27 protein-coding genes are annotated in these 20,632 nt (G+C 37.4%); 20 read left to right on the plus strand and 7 right to left on the minus strand.

What is annotated here, in order from left to right:
- Positions 1–137: 137 nt before the first annotated feature.
- Complete coding sequence (locus ACRPLQ_RS06425) at positions 138–266, minus strand: hypothetical protein (protein WP_255219776.1); 129 nt, start codon at positions 264–266, stop codon at positions 138–140.
- A gap of 446 nt (positions 267–712) precedes the next feature.
- Between ACRPLQ_RS06425 and ACRPLQ_RS06430 the strand changes: the two genes are divergently transcribed.
- Positions 713–1,537 (plus strand): radical SAM protein, encoded by an 825-nt coding sequence (locus ACRPLQ_RS06430; protein WP_432235813.1) that lies wholly within the window; start codon positions 713–715, stop codon positions 1,535–1,537.
- Between the two features lie 36 nt (positions 1,538–1,573).
- Here ACRPLQ_RS06430 and ACRPLQ_RS06435 read toward each other — a convergent pair whose 3' ends face one another.
- Both ACRPLQ_RS06435 and ACRPLQ_RS06440 read right to left on the minus strand, forming a co-directional pair.
- Positions 1,574–1,957, minus strand: a complete 384-nt coding sequence (locus ACRPLQ_RS06435; protein ID WP_432235814.1) for a nuclear transport factor 2 family protein — start codon at positions 1,955–1,957, stop codon at positions 1,574–1,576.
- An 18-nt stretch (positions 1,958–1,975) separates the two neighbouring features.
- The gene (locus tag ACRPLQ_RS06440) at positions 1,976–2,455 is read right to left on the minus strand and encodes an RrF2 family transcriptional regulator (RefSeq protein WP_013057917.1); all 480 of its coding nucleotides are present in this window, start codon (positions 2,453–2,455) and stop codon (positions 1,976–1,978) included.
- A gap of 160 nt (positions 2,456–2,615) precedes the next feature.
- Between ACRPLQ_RS06440 and ACRPLQ_RS06445 the strand changes: the two genes are divergently transcribed.
- Complete coding sequence (locus tag ACRPLQ_RS06445) at positions 2,616–3,599, plus strand: LacI family DNA-binding transcriptional regulator (RefSeq protein WP_028414479.1); 984 nt, start codon at positions 2,616–2,618, stop codon at positions 3,597–3,599.
- A gap of 272 nt (positions 3,600–3,871) precedes the next feature.
- The gene (locus ACRPLQ_RS06450) at positions 3,872–4,555 is read left to right on the plus strand and encodes a TerC family protein (RefSeq protein ID WP_328157890.1); all 684 of its coding nucleotides are present in this window, start codon (positions 3,872–3,874) and stop codon (positions 4,553–4,555) included.
- 37 nt (positions 4,556–4,592) lie between these two features.
- Here ACRPLQ_RS06450 and ACRPLQ_RS06455 read toward each other — a convergent pair whose 3' ends face one another.
- A complete protein-coding gene (locus ACRPLQ_RS06455) occupies positions 4,593–5,144 on the minus strand; it encodes a helix-turn-helix domain-containing protein (RefSeq protein WP_028414477.1) in 552 nt (183 codons plus the stop codon).
- Positions 5,145–5,239: 95 nt separating this feature from the next.
- Between ACRPLQ_RS06455 and ACRPLQ_RS06460 the strand changes: the two genes are divergently transcribed.
- Positions 5,240–5,965 carry an AzlC family ABC transporter permease gene (locus ACRPLQ_RS06460; protein ID WP_028414476.1) on the plus strand — a complete coding sequence of 242 codons (726 nt, stop codon included), beginning with the start codon at positions 5,240–5,242 and terminating at the stop codon, positions 5,963–5,965.
- Positions 5,962–6,291, plus strand: a complete 330-nt coding sequence (locus ACRPLQ_RS06465) for an AzlD domain-containing protein (protein WP_028414475.1) — start codon at positions 5,962–5,964, stop codon at positions 6,289–6,291. The genes ACRPLQ_RS06460 and ACRPLQ_RS06465 overlap by 4 nt, the downstream gene beginning before the upstream one ends.
- Before the next feature lie 115 nt (positions 6,292–6,406).
- On the opposite strand, the gene ACRPLQ_RS06470 is transcribed toward ACRPLQ_RS06465, so the two are convergent.
- Both ACRPLQ_RS06470 and ACRPLQ_RS06475 read right to left on the minus strand, forming a co-directional pair.
- Positions 6,407–6,820, minus strand: coding sequence for a DUF1259 domain-containing protein (locus ACRPLQ_RS06470; RefSeq protein WP_028414474.1), 414 nt, complete (start codon positions 6,818–6,820; stop codon positions 6,407–6,409).
- 114 nt (positions 6,821–6,934) lie between these two features.
- On the minus strand, positions 6,935–7,591 hold the full coding sequence (locus tag ACRPLQ_RS06475; protein WP_028414473.1) for a DUF975 family protein: 657 nt from the start codon (positions 7,589–7,591) through the stop codon (positions 6,935–6,937).
- Between the two features lie 281 nt (positions 7,592–7,872).
- Between ACRPLQ_RS06475 and ACRPLQ_RS06480 the strand changes: the two genes are divergently transcribed.
- The 14 genes from ACRPLQ_RS06480 to ACRPLQ_RS06545 all read left to right on the plus strand — a co-directional run bounded on the left by ACRPLQ_RS06480 (position 7,873) and on the right by ACRPLQ_RS06545 (position 18,627).
- Positions 7,873–8,418, plus strand: coding sequence for a CBO0543 family protein (locus tag ACRPLQ_RS06480; protein WP_165636487.1), 546 nt, complete (start codon positions 7,873–7,875; stop codon positions 8,416–8,418).
- A gap of 107 nt (positions 8,419–8,525) precedes the next feature.
- Positions 8,526–8,885, plus strand: coding sequence for a DUF4440 domain-containing protein (locus ACRPLQ_RS06485; RefSeq protein WP_165636488.1), 360 nt, complete (start codon positions 8,526–8,528; stop codon positions 8,883–8,885).
- Between the two features lie 86 nt (positions 8,886–8,971).
- Entirely contained in the window at positions 8,972–9,532 is a 561-nt protein-coding gene (lepB, locus tag ACRPLQ_RS06490) for a signal peptidase I (protein WP_165636489.1), read from the plus strand.
- Between the two features lie 291 nt (positions 9,533–9,823).
- Positions 9,824–10,387: an NAD(P)H-dependent oxidoreductase gene (locus ACRPLQ_RS06495; RefSeq protein ID WP_165636490.1), complete on the plus strand. Its 564-nt coding sequence runs from the start codon at positions 9,824–9,826 to the stop codon at positions 10,385–10,387.
- Positions 10,388–10,626: 239 nt separating this feature from the next.
- Positions 10,627–12,669 carry a BglG family transcription antiterminator gene (locus tag ACRPLQ_RS06500; RefSeq protein ID WP_165636546.1) on the plus strand — a complete coding sequence of 681 codons (2,043 nt, stop codon included), beginning with the start codon at positions 10,627–10,629 and terminating at the stop codon, positions 12,667–12,669.
- Positions 12,670–12,705: 36 nt separating this feature from the next.
- Positions 12,706–13,191: a PTS sugar transporter subunit IIA gene (locus ACRPLQ_RS06505; protein ID WP_165636491.1), complete on the plus strand. Its 486-nt coding sequence runs from the start codon at positions 12,706–12,708 to the stop codon at positions 13,189–13,191.
- A 1-nt stretch (position 13,192) separates the two neighbouring features.
- Positions 13,193–13,489, plus strand: a complete 297-nt coding sequence (locus tag ACRPLQ_RS06510) for a PTS sugar transporter subunit IIB (protein WP_165636492.1) — start codon at positions 13,193–13,195, stop codon at positions 13,487–13,489.
- Between the two features lie 42 nt (positions 13,490–13,531).
- Positions 13,532–13,816, plus strand: a complete 285-nt coding sequence (locus ACRPLQ_RS06515; RefSeq protein WP_013057899.1) for a PTS sugar transporter subunit IIB — start codon at positions 13,532–13,534, stop codon at positions 13,814–13,816.
- A 55-nt stretch (positions 13,817–13,871) separates the two neighbouring features.
- On the plus strand, positions 13,872–15,143 hold the full coding sequence (locus ACRPLQ_RS06520) for a PTS galactitol transporter subunit IIC (RefSeq protein WP_063247355.1): 1,272 nt from the start codon (positions 13,872–13,874) through the stop codon (positions 15,141–15,143).
- A 26-nt stretch (positions 15,144–15,169) separates the two neighbouring features.
- Entirely contained in the window at positions 15,170–16,216 is a 1,047-nt protein-coding gene (locus ACRPLQ_RS06525) for a galactitol-1-phosphate 5-dehydrogenase (RefSeq protein ID WP_063247354.1), read from the plus strand.
- 5 nt (positions 16,217–16,221) lie between these two features.
- On the plus strand, positions 16,222–17,253 hold the full coding sequence (locus ACRPLQ_RS06530) for a zinc-binding dehydrogenase (protein WP_063247353.1): 1,032 nt from the start codon (positions 16,222–16,224) through the stop codon (positions 17,251–17,253).
- A gap of 43 nt (positions 17,254–17,296) precedes the next feature.
- Complete coding sequence (locus tag ACRPLQ_RS06535) at positions 17,297–17,626, plus strand: bh protein (protein WP_165636493.1); 330 nt, start codon at positions 17,297–17,299, stop codon at positions 17,624–17,626.
- 160 nt (positions 17,627–17,786) lie between these two features.
- Positions 17,787–17,972, plus strand: a complete 186-nt coding sequence (locus ACRPLQ_RS06540) for a hypothetical protein (RefSeq protein WP_014459286.1) — start codon at positions 17,787–17,789, stop codon at positions 17,970–17,972.
- Positions 17,973–18,462: 490 nt separating this feature from the next.
- Complete coding sequence (locus ACRPLQ_RS06545) at positions 18,463–18,627, plus strand: hypothetical protein (RefSeq protein WP_013057894.1); 165 nt, start codon at positions 18,463–18,465, stop codon at positions 18,625–18,627.
- 81 nt (positions 18,628–18,708) lie between these two features.
- Here the strand turns inward: ACRPLQ_RS06545 and ACRPLQ_RS06550 are convergent, their stop codons facing one another.
- Positions 18,709–18,963, minus strand: a complete 255-nt coding sequence (locus ACRPLQ_RS06550) for a hypothetical protein (protein ID WP_013057893.1) — start codon at positions 18,961–18,963, stop codon at positions 18,709–18,711.
- A 362-nt stretch (positions 18,964–19,325) separates the two neighbouring features.
- On the opposite strand from ACRPLQ_RS06550, the gene ACRPLQ_RS06555 reads away from it, so the two are divergent.
- A complete protein-coding gene (locus ACRPLQ_RS06555) occupies positions 19,326–20,132 on the plus strand; it encodes a cell wall hydrolase (RefSeq protein WP_430077734.1) in 807 nt (268 codons plus the stop codon).
- The last annotated feature ends 500 nt before the right edge of the window (positions 20,133–20,632 follow it).

The following is a 20,632-nucleotide window of genomic DNA, read 5'->3' on the forward strand; positions in this document are numbered from 1 at the left end:
TCCTTTGTCATTAATAGATAATGGTATTCATTCGCCATGTTCATTATCTTTACCTTTATTTGTCACAACGTCATGATTAATGCAGAAAAGTATAGAAACATTAAAAAGAGAAATGCCGAGGCATTTCTCTTTTTGTTCTATGAGTCTGGATTAAGCGAAGTATGCGTATACTCCGGCATACGCTCTTCTTTTTCCGTTAGTTGAGTATCGGGGCTTTGCTGCTCTTGTGAAACAGGAGACAGCGTGGATTTTTGTTCATGATTCATGTTTGTCATTCCTCCTTCTATGAAGTGAGCTGTTAATCAAGTTTATACGTTTACTAATCTTGCTATTAATTTACGTTACATTGTAAAAAATATACAAATAAAACGTGCATAAATGTAAAAATAGTATAAAATACCATGATTATTTTTGTTTAGATACGGGTAGAGTTAAGTACATTACTTTTATCCATTGATGATTGAAAACACATACATAAAAAACAAAGGGAGTGGAGAAAGATGAGAAAAGAAGAGCAGCCGGTATTATCTGATTTTATTGAAAAGGACCAATTTGAGTTAAATTCATATTTAACCTCTTTACTTGAAACGACAAGTGAAAAGAAAGAAAATCAAAGTTGATGAGTTGAAAACATAAAGGGCTACTTTCCATGTGGGAAGTAGTTTTTTTATTTGTGAACTTGATATACTTATTGGACAAAGAGGTGAGAAAGATGAACCAAAAAGACGTGGTTTCGAAAAGTATTTTAACAAAAGCGACCGGCTTTTTGGCATCCGGTTATACTCATAGTTTAAATCCGTATGCTGGATGTACATTCTCCTGCAAATTTTGCTACGTGCGAGAACTGCCAATTCAGCGTTTTAAAGAAATGGAGTGGGGGACGTGGTTAGAGCTGAAAGTCAACGCAGCTGAAGTCTATCAAAAAGAAATACAAAAACTGCGAAAAAAAGAGCAGCCGGTGTGCATTTTTATGTCTTCAGCGACAGATCCCTATCAGCCGGCTGAGCGTAAAGCAGGCATCACTCGGGCTCTTTTAGAAACAATGATCAATCATCCGCCTGATTTTTTACTGATTCAAACAAGATCGCCGCTTGTGACGAGAGATATTGATTTGCTTTTACAGCTTCAAAAAGTATGTGACCTTCGCGTATCGATGACTATTGAAACAGACCGAGAAGATGTAAAACAAATTTTTTCTCCTTATGCTCCGGGGATGAAACTTCGTATAAATGCGTTAAAAAAAGTAAAAGAAAGCGGAATTTTAACGCAAGTAGCCATTGCTCCATTGCTTCCTTTCACGCCTGAATTTCCTAAAAGAATAGACGGAACGATGGACCGGATTTGCATTGATACCTTGTACTTAGGAGACGGTTCCTTAGGTAAAACGTCTAAAAGGCTAGGGATGCCGGAACTATTTGATCAGCACGGTTTCCTAGACTGGTATGACAAAGACATTCATATCAAAGCCATTCGTTATTTTGAAAAATTTTATCCGTCTTCGATGATTTATCTTTCTCAAGAGGGATTTGCCCCGTAAAAAAAGAAGAGCCAGTAAAGCTCTTCTTTTTTTATATTAATTTTTATACGTATCAAACATGTTTGTATCGTCTGGCACGTTTTCTAAATAGCTGATTTTCCCGCTGTCATCTAGTTTAGCAATATCTTTTCCCGTTTGAGTAAATACGCTACCAGATGCACGTTTTCCGCATACTGCCCAAAGCGTTTCAAACATGTCCGTACCTTCAACTGCTTTCCAGCCTTCAAACATATGCTTAATATCAGCATTTTCTTTAAAAACCATTTTCACAAACAGCTTCCAGTTTTCAATGCCTTGCTTTTCGTGGCCATTTAAGACAAATACGATATCGTCTGAAAAAAGGCTCACCAATTCTTCAAATGCTTGTTCGCTTGTACGTGATTGATCGAATAAATCAAAATATCTATTTAAGTTTTCCATGATAATCTCCTTTGGGTGCTACAGCACCATTTTTTCTTCTACAGTTGCTTTTAGCATGTCCAGGTTTTCTTTTGGACATTTTTTATGAATTTCATTTGTAAGCGTGGCAATGGTTTGCCGTTTTAAAATGGACTGCCATGAAGATTCGGCTTCTTCCATTAAATCGGATAATAAGCAAATATCTTTGTCTTTTAAATTAAGCATATCGTGAAAAATACCGCTTGATGAGTAAAGAGACTGCTTGCCTTCAATGGCTACGTATACGTCATAAATACGAATTTCTTCCGGCGTTTTCTTTAAGCGAAATCCACCTTTGCTACCAGGAACGGAAGCAAGTAAATCAGCGCTAACCAGCTTGCGAAGAAGCTTTTGAAAATACGTAGGCGAACCCCCAAGCTGAGTGCTGATAACATCTCCTGGCAGCACAGCTTTTTCAGGTAAAAACGTAAGCAGCAAAATGGCATACACCGATTGCTCAACGCCTGTTTTCATATGCAAAAACATCATCTCCTGCCATATGTGTACAATGTGGATAATGATTATCCATGTTTAGATTATCATACCGCTTATGAATCAAAAAGTAAAGTAGTTACTTAATATACACACGATATTCGTGTATACTGTGAAAGAAGCAGCAACAAAATACGGAGATGAGAGAATGACAACTATTGCAGATATCGCTCGGCTTGCAGGAGTAGCAAAAAGCACTGTATCCCGCTACCTTAACGGAGGGTCTGTGAGCGATGCGACGAAACGAAAAATTGAAGGAATTATTAAAGAAACAAACTATAGCCCAAATGCTTTTGCTCAAAGCTTAAAAGCAAAAAAAACAAATATCATCGGTGTCATTGTTCCTCGCATGGGTTCTTTTGCGACTTCCCGCACATTAGATGGTATTGACCAAGAACTTAGAGACCACCACTATCAAATGATTGTTTCCAATTCTAATCAAGATTTAGAAAGAGAAATTGAAAATATTTATACGCTGGCTAAGCAGAAGGTAGCCGGTATTATTTTGCTTGCCGTTCAGATTACAAAAGCTCATTTGGAAGCGTTCCGTACGATTTCAATTCCCGTTTTGCTAATTGGACAGGAGCATAAAGAAGTTCACAGTTTAATTCACCAAGATTACGAGGCTGCATGCGACATTGGAAGGTACATAGGGGAAAAAGGGCATAAAAAAATCGCTTTTTTAGGCGTAACTGAAAAGGACATAGCTGTAGGGGTAAAGAGAAAAGAAGGGGTAAAGCAAGGTCTTAAAGACAGCGATTGCGAGATCCGCTGTTATGAAACAAGCTTTAACATGAGCGATGCAATCGGAGCAGCTACGGCAGTGATGAAAGAATTTAACCCGTCCATGATTGTATGTGCGACCGATAACATTGCGCTTGGGACGTTAAAGGCAGCTTATTTAAACGGACTGCGCGTTCCTGAAGATGTATCCATTACCGGCTTTGGAGGCTATGAAATTACAGGTGTGATTCATCCGAGCTTAACAACCGTAAAATATTACTATAAAGAAGCGGGCCAAATGGGAGCACAGCGAATTATCAAGCTAGTTAACGGCGAAGAAGTTGAAAAGCTTACACTTTCGAACTATGAATTGATTGAAAGAGAAAGCGTTGACAATCGTTTTACATAAAAAATGATTGACAGAATGTAGGAGATGCTATAGTATGAATGGTGTAAATACAAACAAATAATTGAACGTATCTCCTAAAGGGGAGTAGCTTTAACAGCAAAGTCGTCATTACAGAGATTATCTCTCGGCTTTGTTGGCGACATTATGTTGTTAGCAAGACCTTTACCGCTTATTTGGTAAGGGTCTTTTTTGTATTCAATTATAAAAAAGGAGGAAAAGGCTCGGACATTTAGAGGAGAAACGTTACATAAAAAGAGAAGGTGGAGGTAACTATGGAGGAACTAATTGGCGTATCAGTGCAAGGTTTGCTGCAAATTATTTTTCTTGATTTAATTTTAAGCGGAGATAACGCGATTGTGATTGCAATGGCGGCTCGTAACGTACCAAAAGACTTACAAAAAAGAGCGATTTTAATTGGAACAGGCGGCGCGATTGGTCTTCGATTATTATTTGCGGCTATTATTGTCCCATTATTAAAGATTCCATTAATCGGAGCGGTCGGCGGCTTGATGCTAGTCTGGATCGCGTATAAATTATTAGCCGATAATCACGAACACGGCGATAACCCTCAAGGTGGAGCAACGGTATGGAGTGCGGTTAAAACGATTATTATCGCAGATGCGGTCATGTCATTAGATAACGTATTAGCTCTAGCTGGTGTAGCTCATGAATTTGTTCCAATTATGATTGGTGTATTAATTTCAATTCCGATTATTATTTGGGGAAGCAGCTTTATTATGAAAGCAATGGAAAAATTTCCGATTATCATTTACGCTGGAGCGGCGATGCTCTCATGGTCTGCTGGAAAAATGATTGTTGAAGATAAAATTATTGGTGGATTTGTTCCAAGTACAGCTTTACATCTTGCTGTTCAAGCTATCTTAACGATTGCGGTTGTAAGTATTGGATACATGAAAAACAAAAAAATGAAAAAAGAACAAGCCCACGCAGCTTAATAAAAAAAGAGCGTACGGATGATCCGTACGCTCTTTTTTATGATTCGGGATAGTGCATAAGTAAAAAAAAGCTTGCTTCTTCTTCAGATGAATTGATATAGCTGTGAGAGGTATTTCCTGAAAAATGCAGAGCGTCTCCTGAGACTAATTCATGTTCTTCACTTTCAAAACGAACCGTTAATTCTCCTTCTTTAATCAGTAAGTATTCATCTCCTAAGTGAGTTTTTGCTTCATGCACGCATCCGGGCTTTAATGTGACAATGTAAATTTCAAACTTTTTTTCCGGGTGATAAGGAAAAAAAGAATACACTAAGTAATCACCTTTGTTGTCCGTGATGGGATCTAGCTGTTTTATGCTTACTTTCTGCACATCCGGAGTGTCTTCTTTTATAAATACAGAAAAAGAGACTTGAAGGCCGTTCGCAATCTTCCAAAGCGTAGTAACTGTCGGACTGGATTTACCTTTTTCAATTTGTGCAAGCATTGCTTTGCTCACACCTGTTAATTCAGAAACTTGATCAAGCGTCAAATTTCGATTTTTTCGTAGTTTAACAAGATTTTTAGCAATAATATCTTGAATCGCGTCCATTGTTGTACTCCTTTAATGATTATAAAGATAGTATAACATACCGTTGTTTAATATAACGTATAGATGTATAATATAGCAGAAAAGGAGGGAGTACGGTGATCGCAGAAAAAGCAGTACAGCAGAGAGAAAAAGTGGATCTAACGTTCAGACAAGGGGCCAAGGACTGTGTCCCTACGCTACTCGGTTACATAAGCATAGGGCTTGCCGCCGGGATTGTCGGCGTGTCCTCGCATCTTTCCGTTATGGAAGTTACTTTATTATCAGCGCTCGTGTATGCCGGGGCTGCTCAGTTTATTATTTGTGCACTGATGGTTGCGAACAGTTCGATTTCAGCTATTATTCTCACAACATTTATCGTTAACTTACGACATTTTCTTTTGAGTGCTACGGTCGCGCCTAAATTCACAAAATATTCGTTATTAAAAAACGTTGGAATTGGAGCACTTCTGACGGATGAATCATTTGGAGTGTCTTCAAATAAAATTGCAAAAGGGGAGCCAATTAATGACCGCTGGATGAACGGATTAAATATAACGGCTTACGTCAGCTGGATTATCGCCTGTACGATGGGAGCCATTTTTGGGCATTTGCTATCTGACCCGGAAGCCTTTGGATTTGATTTTGCCTTAACGGCTATGTTTTTAGCTCTGCTTGTTTTACAAATCGAAAGCGTGTTACCTTCAAAACTTAATCATTATTTACGTTTAATTCTTTATATGGCGATTATTATGATTGTGCTGTCTTTTTTTGTACCTTCACATGTAGCTGTCTTAATTTCAACGATTATTGTAGCGACGATTGGGGTGGTGACGGATAAATGAGTATCCACTATTCAACACTTATCATTATTTTAGGGTGTGCCCTTGTTACCGTAGTTCCTCGTATTGTTCCGTTTTTAGTTGTGCGTAACATCGCGCTGCCAGAACCCGTATTAAAATGGCTGTCCTATATTCCTATTTGTATTTTAACAGCACTTGTTGTACAGAACTTTATCATTCAAACAAATGACAGTGTGAAAATTAACTGGCCCGTCATCATCGTAGTCATTCCGACCTTACTGATTGCGCTGAAAACAAAAAGTTTATCTCTCACCGTTATTAGCGGAGTTGGAATGATGGCGCTGCTTCGTTTGTTTTTATTTTCATAAAAGAGTGTTTTCGTTTAGTTGAAGATAAAATTGAGTCTACTCATAATATGTTCATTCATAAAAAAGAAGCATCTTTTATAGCTCTACCATGCTTTTAAAAGGTGCTTCTTTTTTATTATACGTTTGTTGAAACAGGCAAGCTGCTTAGCGTTGTAAAACAAAAAGCCATTTTTTTTGCAAAATGCAAAGGAGGCTCTACAGATTGAATATGAAGATACATAAGGACGGGTTCTGTAAAAAGCCAATGGTTATGCAAAGCGCTTACGATAAGACCTTGCCGCGCAGCAGCTTCTGTAAAACGAGGGATTTCTTCTTGTAAAATAGCAATCTCAGCCAAGTTTAACGCGTTTCCCTGCGCGTCTATCGCCTCAAATGATACGCCAACAGGAACGACAGAGCTGCTTTTCCGCCCTTGAACAGAAGCCTGAAAGCTTCTTTTAAGCGACACTGAGCATCCTGTTGGACTAACTTTGCTTTTAGCGTTTAAAATCTGGCCAAACTGCTGACATATCTCACTTGTAGTATACATATAAGCCCCTGCCTTTCTTCTATACTCTTAGTAAGCTTTATGACATAAGAGCTTCACTTATGCAAACCGTGTTCTTATAAAAAAATCCTCTTCACGATGAAGAGGATTTTTTTATTATTCAGCATGCGATGAACGTTCGTTTAACAAATTTTCATAAAAACGAGCAAGTGAAGCAGAAAGGTATGGAATAGACCATAAAAAGCCGATTCCTACTGTAATAATACTTAATAAAAACCAGCCAAGAAAGCTTAGCAGCAGCAGGAAGTACTGTCCTTTATAACCATTCATCAACCTACGGCTTTCTGTAATCGCTTGATTCATCGAGTAAGTAGGATTGTCTTTACAAATATAGTACGTTTGTGAATATGCCAGTGCTTTAATAATTCCAGGAATGAGTAAAAGCAGCGACCACAGCATCACATAAAGAGTCATAAGTACATAAATTCCTAATGACTTTACATAAAGGCCAAAGTCTTGGAATGTTTTAAACAAGTGCCCCAATCGAACAGATTCACCTCGTGCTAGACCTAAAAATGCCCAGTAGTTCGCCATCAGAAGAGGCGAGAAGACAATAGCAAAGGCAGTTGAAATCCATGAAGCGGAATCAGATTCATCTTTCATCCAATTGTCATAGCCTCCGCTTGCCACAATTTCAAATGGAATAGGCAGAAGCGTATATACTCCGTACGTCACCACCGTCAGTAGAATCGCAAGTCCCCAGCGATTCTTTAAAGAAGCTTTAGCTTCTCTTTTAATCGTACCGATGTTCATGTTGTTCCTCCTTTAATGTTGCAAAACAGTATCTTTTTGCTCGTATTAACATGTAAACCATGCACAATTGTTAATTTTGTATGAAATGAAAATAATAGTCAATAGGTTCTGAGATGAAAAGAGCGCTCTTACAAAAATTTTTACTAGACAGATAGAAATCTCTAAGTAGGTACAATCTGCTTTTGAAGAAGGAGGAGGTGCAAAAGCACTGTGTGCGATGTTTTATTTTAGTATGAAGGAAAACGCTGATGGAAAGACTTTCTAAGATAGGAGGGATTTCTATGTTTGAAATGTTAAAAATGATGCAACAAGTCTTAAACGAAAAGGAATTTTCTTATTGGGTTCATCAAGATCTCTTTAGCTTTCAATGGTGGCTCATAGTGGTAATAAATGCTCTTTTCCTGCTGCTTTTTTACTTCTTCATTGATAGACAGCGCCTCTTTTTTATGCTTCTCGTTTTTTTTATCAGCTTTGACATAGTCGGTTTAGTAGATGAATTCGGGAAATTTTTTAACCTGTGGTGCTATCCTCACCAGATGCTGCCGTTTACAGATCGCTTCAATACGGTTGACTTTGCTATTATTCCGGTAAGTATCGCACTCGTCTACCAATTTTTTAGCAAATGGAAATTTTTCTTTATCGCACATATTATTACGTCTGCCGTTATTGCTTTTATAGGCATTCCGATATTCAAAGCGCTGTATTTGTACCAATTGCTGAACTGGTCGATGTTTTATTCATTTCTTACCGTATTCGTCATGGGAATTGTCGTGAAAATGATTAGCGATTGGATGGCAGGTAAGAAGAGAGGTTATAGGGTTAGCTAAACAAATAATACTCCTGTCTATTTGAGATAGGAGTATTATTTGTTTAAAGGAAAACGGTAGTATTCCTTTATAATAAATGTAAGAAAGAATGAGAGGAGACTGTGAACGTGGAAAAAGCGAATATCACCCGAACATTTTATGAGTTAGAATGCAGCCACTTAAAATCAGCGATACGAACCTCTGCTAAAGAGCTTTCAAACATTCTTGCAGATGGTTACGTGGAATTTGGCAGTTCAGGAAGGTTATGGAAACGAAAAGATTACAATAACAATCATGTACTTTCGCCAGATGTATTTGAGATCTCTCATTTTCATGTAGACGTATTGTCTCCTGACTGCGTATTAACTACCTATCATCTTATGAACCATACGGCAGAAAAAAAGACGCTTCGCAGTTCTATTTGGCGAAAAAGAGAAGAAAAGTGGCGCTTGTTTTTCCATCAAGGCACAGTGACAAACGGTGAGTAATAAATAAGATTATTCGGTTATTATTATACTTTCCCTCTATTTGATGCTATGATGAAAGTATATTTTGACGTAAGGGATGTTTTGAAATGAGCAAAAATAACGTAAAAAAAGAAGTGTTTTCATGGATTAAGTCCATTGTTATTGCATTGGTTATTGTAGTGGGAGTTCGCCATTTTTTATTTGCGCCAACTACGGTTCACGGTGAATCGATGTATCCAACGTTTGAAGATTCAAACCGCGTTATTTTAAATAAAATCAGTGATGTTGATCGCTTTGATATGATTGTATTTCATGCACCGGATGCAGATGAAAACTATATTAAACGTGTAATCGGACTGCCAGGAGATACGGTAGAAATGAAAAACGACGTTCTCTATATTAACGGCGAAGCTTATAAAGAGCCGTATTTAAAAGAATCTAAAAAATCTCTTGCACCTAATGAAAAATTCACGGAAGATTTTACGCTTCAAACGCTGCCTGCAACTGATGGCAAAGTGAAGGTACCGAAAAATTCACTATTTGTCATGGGTGACAACCGTCCTGTAAGCCATGATGGACGAGCATTTGGCTTTATTTCACAAAAATCAGTGATCGGAAAAGTGCAGTTTCGCTACTATCCGTTAAATGAAGTAGGCGAACCGAAATAAAAAAGACAGAAAGACTGACGAAATTTAATCCGTCAGTCTTTTTTTGTTGGGTGAAAAGAACTGATTTTAAAAAACGATTTGCTTTATGTGAGTTGAACATCTGCTGAAAAATTAGTGAATTAGGCCTTGTTTTTTTCTTTGTTTAGGAAATCATAAAGGTGTTTAAAAAGGGACTTCTAGGTACCTATGTTACTTCAAAGTAAGAGTAGATACTGATAGATAAGCAGTTTTTATGGGTATACAGATATATGAAGATAAAGAAGTAAGGATTTTGGAAAGGAGCAGGTCAGCATGAAAAACGTATTAATCATTAATGGACACGAGTATTATAAAAAGTCAAAAGGAGAGTTAAATCAGACGATTTTTAACGAAATGCAGCATTTACTCACTGATCAATTTGACATTAAAACAACGGTGGTTGATCAAGGCTACGAAGTAGAAGAAGAAATTGAAAAGTGGCTATGGGCTGATGTTGTGATTATGCAGACGCCTATTTACTGGTTCAGCATTCCCGGAAAGTTTAAGCAATATATTGATCTCGTGTATATGGATAATATTTTCTTTAAAGGCTCCAATCAATACGGGCGAGGCGGCTTATTAACGGGGAAAAAATACATGTTTTCTCTCACGTGGAATGCGCCGGAAGCTATTTTTAATAATGAAGAAGCTTTCTATGAAGGAAAAAGTTTAGACGAAGCCATTATGCATTTGCATAAAATGAATCAGTACGTCGGTATGAGTCCACTTCCAACGTACTCTATTCACGATGTAGTTAAACATCCAAACGTTGATCACTACAAGCATAAATTAGAAAATCATGTAGCAGAAGTATTTGGAATAGGAGAGCGCCAATAAAAATCGATATCTACAAAAAACCTGACTAAACAGTCGGGTTTTTTTATTCCCTTTGACACAAAAATCGTAGTCAAAAACAGTTTTTCTTTTTCTTTCTGAGTACTAGAGAAATGTCTACAATGGTAAGGAAGAGTTAACCATCAAGTTGCACAACAATTCGACCAGAAGTGGTAATGAAAGCGTAAACATTTTGGCGGAGATCAGTGATAGAATAAATTCAAGCAAGGGGGGAGCAATTGATGCATCTAGATGAAAGGAGCAATTTAATTTTAAAACGAGTGGTTAGTAATCCAGGTATTTCTAATTCGGAATTAGAGAGAAAATATCATCTTTCCCGGAGGCAGATTAGCTACAGCTTTACAAAAATTAATGACTGGTTAAAGAGTAATAACTACCCAAAAATTCAGCGAACGAACGGGGGGAAATTTATTATTGATCCTCTTCTAATGGAACTGTTTACTGAAAAAGTCGAACACTCTGCTGGAAGTTATATTCCGTCTGAAAAAGAAAGAGCTCAATTGGTTTTGCTAATGCTATTAAGCAGCGAAGAAGAATTATCTTTACTTCATTTCTCCAGCTCGCTATCAGTGAGTAAGAATACGGTATTAAGAGATATGAAATATACACAGAGAATTGTAAATGGTTATCATCTTGAAATTATTTATTCGCGAATGTACGGATACGACATAGTAGGAAGTGAGTGGAATAAAAGGAAGCTGCTTATTGAAGTACTCCGGACCGTATATGACATGTATCAAGGCGAGACGTATATTCAGGCATATACAGGAATTTCAAGAGAAGAAATTAAGAGATTAAAAGAGCAAATGGAAAAAGTAGAAAAGCGTTTAGCACTTCAATTTATCGATCAAAAAATAAAACTTCTTCCATATACAATAGCTATTTTGTTAAAACGAATTAAAAAAGGAAACTTAATTAAAGATTCTTATCATATCGACTATGAAGAACTGTCGGATACAAAAGAGTTTGAGGCTGCCGAAATTTTAATTGAAGATGCTGCTTGTATCCCAAAGGAAGAACGTTTATTTATTACATTACAATTGCTTACTTCTAACGTTCTATCCTCCCAATTTTTAAGAGATGAAGAAACTCTTGAATTAAAATCTTCATTAAAAAAAAGCCTTGCGTTATTTGAGAAAAAAGCATGTATTACTTTTAAAGAAAAAGAGAAGCTGCTTCAAAAATTAGTGCTGCATATGAAACCAGCTTACTACCGCATTAAATATCAGCTAACTACTAACTATTCAATAATTGAAAAAGTTAGTGAAGAGTTTGAAGCCATTCACTACATTGTAAAAGATTCATTAAAGCCTTTTGAAACTTATATTGGCTGCCCTATTCCTGAAAGCGAAGTGATGTTCATTACCGTTTTTATTGGCGGACATTTAATTAACAGTGGCGAAACGATACAGCTGAAAAAGAGAGCGGTGGTTGTTTGTCCTAACGGGGTATCCATTTCACATTTGATGGAGCACACGCTGCGCGATTTATTTCCAGAGTTTTATTTCTACGAAGCTCTTTCGATTCGAGAATTTGATCAATCAAAAGCTGAATTTGATATGGTATTTTCTCCTGTTCCTGTCCAGACTTCTAAACATTTATTTATTGTGGAACAATTTATTTCCGATTTTCAAAAGCTCCAGCTTCGGCAGCGAGTCATTCAAACCATATTCGGTTTAAATACATCCGTGGTGAACATTGAACAGTTAATAAGTGTCATTGAAAAATACGCAAAAGTTGATCAGAAGTCTCAACTTCAAAAAGCACTGCAAGATTATTTTTCTCTCCAAGTATTAAACGAAACAAGTAAAAATCAAGAATACAGTTTAGCAGATTTAATTACACCTGAAACAATTGTGCTGCGCGATCAAGTGGAAAGCTGGAAGGAAGCTATTTCAATAGCCGCTGCCCCGCTTTTACATAAAGGTATTATTACTGAAGCTTATATTGATAAAATGCAGGAACAATATCCGTCTATGTCTCCACATATTGTACTAAGACTTAATGTTGCAATACCTCACGCAAGCCCTGAGGACGGTGTTCAAGCAGTAGGCATGAGCTTACTTAAGTTAAAAGAAGGCTTATTATGCGGAGAGCAAAAAGTTCATTTTATTGTTGTTATCGCAGCTATTGATAAAAAGAAACATTTAAACGCTATGCTGCAGCTGATGAAGTTAGCGGAAATGAACGGGGTAATAAATGAGATGAAACGGCTAAATGAAAAATACAAAATCTATGAAATAATTAAAACGCACTCTATCTAATCATGGTACAGAATGTATAGCAAGGAGGATACAATCGTGACATTACAGCCTTTTTTAAAAGAAGAGTTACTGAAGTTAAATAGTGTATGTAAAGATCAAACCGATATCTTTGAAATGGTGTACAAAGAGGCATTTGGCAAAGGGTATGTCAGTGAAAATTTTCTGACAAAAATTAAAGAAAGAGAAGCATCTTTTCCGACAGGTCTTAAAATAGGCGATTACAGCGTAGCAATCCCTCATACAGATCCAGAGCACGTTTTTGAACAATTTATTAGTTTGGTTACCTTACAAAAACCTGTATCGTTTTATTTAATGGATGACAATACAAAAAAAGTGGATGTGCGCATTGTGCTTCTATTAGGTTTAAACCAGCCTCACACCCAGTTAACAGTACTTCAGGAGCTGATGCAAACAATTCAAGATCAGCAAAAAATAGAGCAATTATTACAGGCTGAAAATCAAAGGGATGTTCAAGCTATTTTTAACGGAGTTGAAAAAATTATTACAAAAGGGGAGAAGTAAAATGAAAAAGTATACGGTATTAGTAGCGTGCGGAGCGGGAATTGCAACATCAACAGTGGTGTGTGAACGAGTAGAAAATTTATTAAAAGACAACAGCATTAACGCAGAAGTTGTGCAGTGTAAAATTGCCGAAGTAGCTTCTCGCCAAGAAGGAGCAGATTTAATTGTATCGACAACGATTTTACCTACAACATATAGCATTCCGGCATTAAGCGCAACCTCCTATATCACAGGGATTGGCATGGAAGCACTGGACCAAAAAATAATAGATGCCTTAAATAAACTAGTTGCAAATTGATTCGTCAGAAAATTAAAAATAATAAATCGGGAGATGAGTAGAATGAAAAAATATACGGTATTAGTAGCTTGCGGAGCAGGAATTGCAACATCAACAGTGGTGTGTGAACGAGTAGAAAATCTATTAAAAGACAACGGGATTAACGCGGAAGTTGTGCAGTGTAAGATCGCTGAGGTAGCCTCTCGTCAAGAAGGAGCAGATTTAATTGTATCGACAACGATTTTACCTACAACGTACAGCATTCCAGCATTAAGCGCAACCTCCTATATCACAGGGATTGGCATGGAAGCACTGGATCAAAAAATTCTGACGCATTTACAAGCATAGGTATCACGTGTTGCCTCCATTTTAGAAAATGACAAAAGAAAAATGAGGGATGGATATGGATAAACTTCTATCAGGTGTGCAGGCAGTATTAAATCTAGGACCTACAGTTATTTTACCAATTGCCATTTTTATCTTAGGCCTGTTATTTAAAACAGGTGCAAAAAAAGCGTTTAAATCCGGAATTACAATAGGAATCGGTTTTGTCGGGATCAACTTAGTTATTGATTTACTTGTAAAAAACTTAGGACCAGCAGCACAAGCAATGGTTGAACGATTTGGTCTAAACCTAACTGTTATTGATACAGGATGGCCTTCTGCCGCTGCAATATCTTGGGCATCTCCCGTTGCAGCTATACTAATTCCTGTTTGCTTGTTTGTAAATATTATTTTGCTTTTATTAAAACTGACTAAGACGCTTGATATTGATATTTGGAACTACTGGCACTTTATCGCTGCTGGTGCAACAGGATACGTCGTCACAGGAAGCTGGTGGTTTGCAATATTGTGTACCGTTCTGTATGAAATTGCTGTTTTATTTGTAGCAGATAAGACGGCGCCAATGGTTCAAAAATTTTACGGGTTAGAAGGAATTTCTCTTCCTACGGGCTCTACAGCTGCGTTTGGACCAATTGGTATTTTGGTAGGTATGGGTGTATCAAGGATTCCAGGGATTAAAAGGTTGAATGCAGATCCCGAATCTATTCAAAAACGTTTTGGTATTTTCGGTGAACCAATGATGATGGGGTTAATCTTAGGATGTGTAATCGGTATATTAGCAGGCTATGACCTCGGTAAAGTTTTTCAGGTAGGTATTTCAATGGGAGCGGTTATGCTTTTGATGCCTAGAATGGTTAAAATCTTAATGGAAGGACTTATTCCAATTTCTGAAGCAGCTCGTTCTTTTCTTCAAAAACGATATGGTGATCGTGAAATATATATTGGGTTAGACGCCGCTCTTGCAGTAGGACATCCATCCGTTATGGCTACAGCACTATTACTTGTCCCCATTACATTACTTTTAGCTGTCATTCTGCCTGGGAATAAAGTATTGCCGTTTGGGGATTTGGCTACCATTCCTTTCTATGTAGCTTTTGTTGTGGGCTCATTAAGAGGAAATATTATACACTCTCTTATTTCGGGCACCGTTATGGTAGCGCTATCACTTTACATGGCAACGAATTTCGCAGATGTGCATACGCAAATGTTATCAGGAGCTCAGTTTTCGATGCCGGAAGGTGCAACACGAATTTCAAGTTTAGACATGGGAGGAAACTTATTTAACTGGCTTATTCTTAAGTTCTCTCAGCTGTGGGCTTCTATTTTTTAAAATAGGCATAAACAGGAGGTAAGACAATGAAAGCGGCCGTGCTGCATGAAAAAAATGAAATTATTTATCAAGATATTGGCATTGATTCCTGCCGAGCGAATGAAGTCAAAATAAAAGTAATGGCAGCAGGAATATGCGGATCAGATACACACAAAATGACAAGCAGATGGAAGTATCCGTTGCCTGCCATTATGGGTCATGAGTTTGCTGGATATATCGTTGAAAAAGGGGCAAAAGTAACAGATTTGAACGTTGGGGACAGAGTAGCTGCTATTCCGTTTAAACCGTGCAACGCATGTGAATATTGCCAAAAAGGGCAGTATTCGTTATGCGAAAACTACGGAATGATTGGTGCTCAAGCATTTGGTGGATTTGCTCAGTATGTCAATATTCCAGCTTCTAATGTTATACAAGTAGGAGAGATGGACTTTGAAGAAGCAGCGATGATAGAACCTTTAGCAGTAGCGCTTCATGGAGTACTTAATATTCATCCGCAAATAGGAGACACCGCAGCGGTCTTTGGAGCAGGAGTCATTGGTATGCTGGCGATTCAATGGCTGAAAATTGCAGGTGTAAAAGAAATCATTGCCATCGATATTTCTAGTGAAAAGCTTGCAGAAGCAAGGGCCATGGGTTGCGAAAAAGTGATTCATGCCCGTTATGAAAATGTCTTTGAAAAAATTAATGAATACACAAAAGGGAGAGGGGTGGATCTTGCACTCGAATGCGCAGGTTCCCCTGTCACTCAAGAGCAGTGCCTGCTCGTTACTCGTAAAAAAGGGAAAGTTGGATATTTAGGTATTGCTTATTCAGATGTGTGTTTATCTGAAGCAGCATTTGAGAGTATTTTTAGAAAAGAACTTACGTTACAAGGTTTCTGGAACTCTTATTCTGCACCGTTCCCTGGGAAAGAATGGGAAACAAGCGTTGACTTTGTTTTAAATGGAAAGATTAGATTAAAAGAGTTAATTTCTCATCGCTTCAAGTTAGAAGACACGCAAAAAGCATTTAATATGATTATTAATCGAGAAGAAGCTTATGGAAAAGTATTAATAATTCCAAATAAGGAGTGAAAAAAATGAAGGCAGTCATGAAGGTAGAGCCAGGCTACGATAATATGCTGTTAAAAACAATCCCTGAATCAGAAGTTCAGAAAAACCAAGTGAAGATTAAAGTAGCGTATACCGGAATATGCGGTACGGATATCCACACGTTTACAGGTCAATATAAAAATTCCCAGACGCCGGTTGTGCTCGGGCATGAGTTTTCCGGTATAGTCGTTGAGGTAGGAGAAGATGTAACAAAAGTAAAAGTTGGCGATAAAGTAACGAGTGAAACAACATTTGTGACGTGCGGAGAGTGTGAGTACTGCTTAGAAAAAGACTATAATCTGTGCGCTCATCGAAAAGGAATAGGTACACAAATAAACGGCAGCTTTGCTGAATATGTTATTTCACGTGAAGAAAGTGTCCATGTGCTGCCGGATACAGTCGACTTAAAAGCAGCTGCTTTAACTGAGCCTCTAGCTTGCTGCGTCCATGCAGCTTTAGAAAAGACAGTTGTTAAAAAAGAAGATAAAGTATTAATTTTTGGTCCAGGACCCATTGGTTTACTGCAAGCACAAGTTGTAAAAGCACAAGGCGCGTTTGTTATATTAGCAGGTATTACAAAAGATCAGAAGCGATTGGAGCTAGCTAAGTCCTTAGGAGTTGACGTAGCGGTAGATATCCAAAAAGAAAGCTTAGAAGAAATGGTGCTGACCTATACAGACGGATACGGTGTTGACAAATTATTTGAGTGTTCAGGTGCTGTTCAGGCGTTAAACCAAGGCTTGCCTCTGGTTAAGAAAAAAGGAACGTTTGTACAAGTAGGGATTTTCTCCGAAAAATTAAACCTTTTAGATCAAGAATCTATCATTCAAAGAGAAATTACATATATCGGCACGCGTTCTCAGAAACCAAGTTCTTGGCATATTGCTTTGAAACTTCTTGAAGAGAAGAAAATTAATACAGAGAAAATGATCACTAAAATTGTGCCTCTAGATTATTGGCGTCAAGGATTCGAAGCCGTTCTATCAGGTAATGAAATAAAAGTACTTGTTCAGTCGTAGAAATGAACTATATAAATAATGTAAATCAGGGGAGGGAGGAAGTGTGAAAGATACGCAAATGGAAGCCGGTTTATATTGTAACAGTTGCAAAGAAGAGCTTCCTCACCACGTTTACTATATTAACGGCAAAATTGTACGCGTAGAGTGTCAAGAATGTAGGCGTACAATGGTATTTAAAGTTGATGTTTTGAAAGAGTTTTATAAAGAGGTTTATAAGCGTGTCTCTACGAAACCTAACCGAGTATCAAAAAAATATAAAAAAGATATAAATAAATTTTTAATTGGAGTTCCTATAAGGTTAGTGAGCAAGCCTTATCGTCTCATAAAAGATTTTAACGAATCCATGCGTACTATTCACCGATACAAAAAATGAACTGCTGCTCTTAAAATTTTTATATAAATGATTTCCTTGAAAATCATGTTTTGGATGTTTAAGGAAAGGGTATAGTAAATAGTTCTCCGATATGAAATGAATTATGAAGCAGTACTTACACGTATCTTTACTTTAAAGTCTAAGAAGGTGAAGGTATGGGATGGATGAACGACTAGAAAATAAACGTTGGGTTGCCTATTGCCCTGTGACGGATCGGCTCGTAAATCTAGAACTTTCTTCTATTAAAAAAGAAGGAAAGAAAGACATCATCACCAGTTGTACAGGCATTGAAGATATTTGTCATACTTGCTTTATAACAAATACCGGGGATGTATCAAAAACATAGCGCGATGTTTGTAAAAGAGATGTGAGTTAGCGCTGCCTGTTATTATGACTCATGCACAAACACCTGTAGTATTTATCTTTTTTTAAATGCTACAGGTGTTTTTTGTTTAACTGGAATCTTTTGAAAATAAGCTTGCTGAGCACTTACAGGATCTGCACATCAAGCAGCAATTTTAATTGTGAGAATGCTTTTTTAGATGTTATATAAATTTTATCAGGTATGGAGCTAGGAAAAGTAAAAACATAAAAAAGCTGCTTTATACAAAGCAGCTTTCTTACGTGACAGTTTCAAACTTCAGGGTGTGAGGTGGGATAGTTTTTGTTTACCCCCCTATATGTAAATAAAACAATCTAAATGATAATGAAGTAGAAGTTATTTATTCCATTTGTTTATAAATTGTTTAAATCCAACATGAAGCAGTTTAGCGTTGGAAAATAAGGGAAAAAGCATACTAACTTGCCTGTGTATATTTAGAAAAGGAGGGATAAAGATGTCGTTAGCTCATTTTGATGATATTTCAGAAATTTGCTATGCATGTGAAAAACAGCCTCTTGGGAAAAGACAAAAACGCATTGGCGTATGGACGGAAAAAGAAATGAGAAAGCCTGTTGAAGAGAGAGTAGAAAATCAGAAGGTGGTCGCACTTTCTCGTTAATGTAAAAAAGCCTTTAGCTCATCTAAAGGCTTTTTTACGTATTGGCGTTTGGACATGTGTGAAGGGTCATAGAAGCAATCGTTATAAATCTTCTAGTCTTTGAACTTTTTTGCCTTCTATTTTATGCTGTTCCATCGTTTCTTTTAACTCTTTGTTCGCCGTTGTCATGGTCGTTTCATTTGTTACGCCCATAAATGACCAGCCGTGAGATTCAAGCCAGTACTTGAATTCCCGCAAAAACTCTTCCTGCGTTCCTCCCGTATGATAAAAAGCTCCTTGAATCGTAATAGCTGGTTTTTCCGTATTATACGTCACATACATTTTATTTGCACACATCCAAATGGACCTCCTTTATTAATAAACAAACGTAAATTGACAAAGAAGCGCTGAATCATTCCTCAATAGTTACACTATTTCTCTATTTGACTGCTGTTTTCCTTTTAATCTCTGCGATTAATCATAATTAAATCAAGTTTTTTACAGAAAGAGGAATGTAAGTAAACAGATAAAAAGCGCGTTTCGCAATGAAATCGTCATATTTCTACATATTCTTTAAGGGTCATGTAAAAGTTGTAACATAATGAATGGCACTGTAAGAAACTTAATCCAATTAGAACAAATGTTACTGTTTTTTTTAATGAAAAGGCGAATCTATGTGCTAAGGTAATAACAGGTTCAAATTTTAGGAGGTAGTTTTTGTGAGTAAAAAACGTGTAAAAAAATGGGCAGTTGCTTCTGCAGCGTCTGTAGCATTTCTAGCAAGTCAAGGAACAGCATCAGCAGCAGCTTCGCACAAAGTCGTAAAAGGAGATACCTTGTGGGGGCTTGGCCAACAAAATGGGGTTACGGTAGATGAGCTGAAAGGCGCTAATAACCGCCAAAACGACATGATTTACGTTGGAGAAACATTAACGATTCCTGACCAAGGCCAAGCACAATCTACCGCTAGTCCGGCAACATCTGTACATACAGTAGCACAAGGCGAAACGTTATATCATATTGCAACACAAAACGGCATGAATGTGGATCAGTTAAAAGCTGTTAACGGTTTACAAAGTGATATCATTACCATCGGACAAACATTAAAACTTCAAGGAGAAGCACCGGCGCCGGCACAAACTGCTCCGTCTACATCGGTTTCTGCACAAGATCAAGATTTACTAGCTAGATTAGTAGAGGCAGAAGCAAAAGGTGAGCCGTACCAAGGAAAAGTAGCGGTAGCAATTGTGGTATTAAACCGTGTAGCTTCACCGGAATTCCCAAATAGCATTCACGACGTTATTTATCAGCAGCTAGGAAACGGCGTATATCAATTTTCACCAGTAGCAAACGGAGCAATTAATCAACCTGCATCAGAAGAATCAAAACGAGCGGTAAGCGAAGCATTATCAAACCCGCATGAAAACGATGCGCTGTTTTTCTATAATCCGAAAATCGCTGAAAGCCAATGGGTTGCAACGCAGCAAGTAACGGCAGTTATCGGAAACCATGTATTTGCAAAATAAGTAGATTTCTTTCAAACATAAACATATATTTCATATATATGTAATTGCGATACAAAGAGGCTGCGACAAAAGTATTTTGCTTAAAGTTAAATCCGAACCATTAATAATTATTAATGGTTCGGATTTTTTGTTGTTATGGTGAACGTAGATTTCATGTATGTAGTTATTTCTAGCTGGTGGTTAGAGGCGAAGACTCCTGCGAAAAAAGCGTAAGGGATGAGACCTCACGGAGCGCGAAGCCTTGCACGGAAAGCAACAGCGGTGAAAAAAGCAGTCCAGATCATTTATTCCTATTATTCGTCTTTAAATGAGGGCGAGTTAGGTATGTTTTAATCTCTTATGTATGAAGAGAGAAATAGCTCTTTTTAAGTTTAATTGAACCTTAAAATGTCTTAACAGATCCATCTGTTAAGGCATTTTTTTGCTTTAATTTTAAGAAAACCATTGATTATTTAGAGAGTAATGGTATTATAGGGGTAGTCAATTGATAATGATAATCA

Origin of the sequence: Priestia sp. TRN 1309 (assembly GCF_050846875.1) — a bacterium.
GTDB classification, from domain to species: Bacteria; Bacillota; Bacilli; order Bacillales; family Bacillaceae_H; genus Priestia; species Priestia zanthoxyli.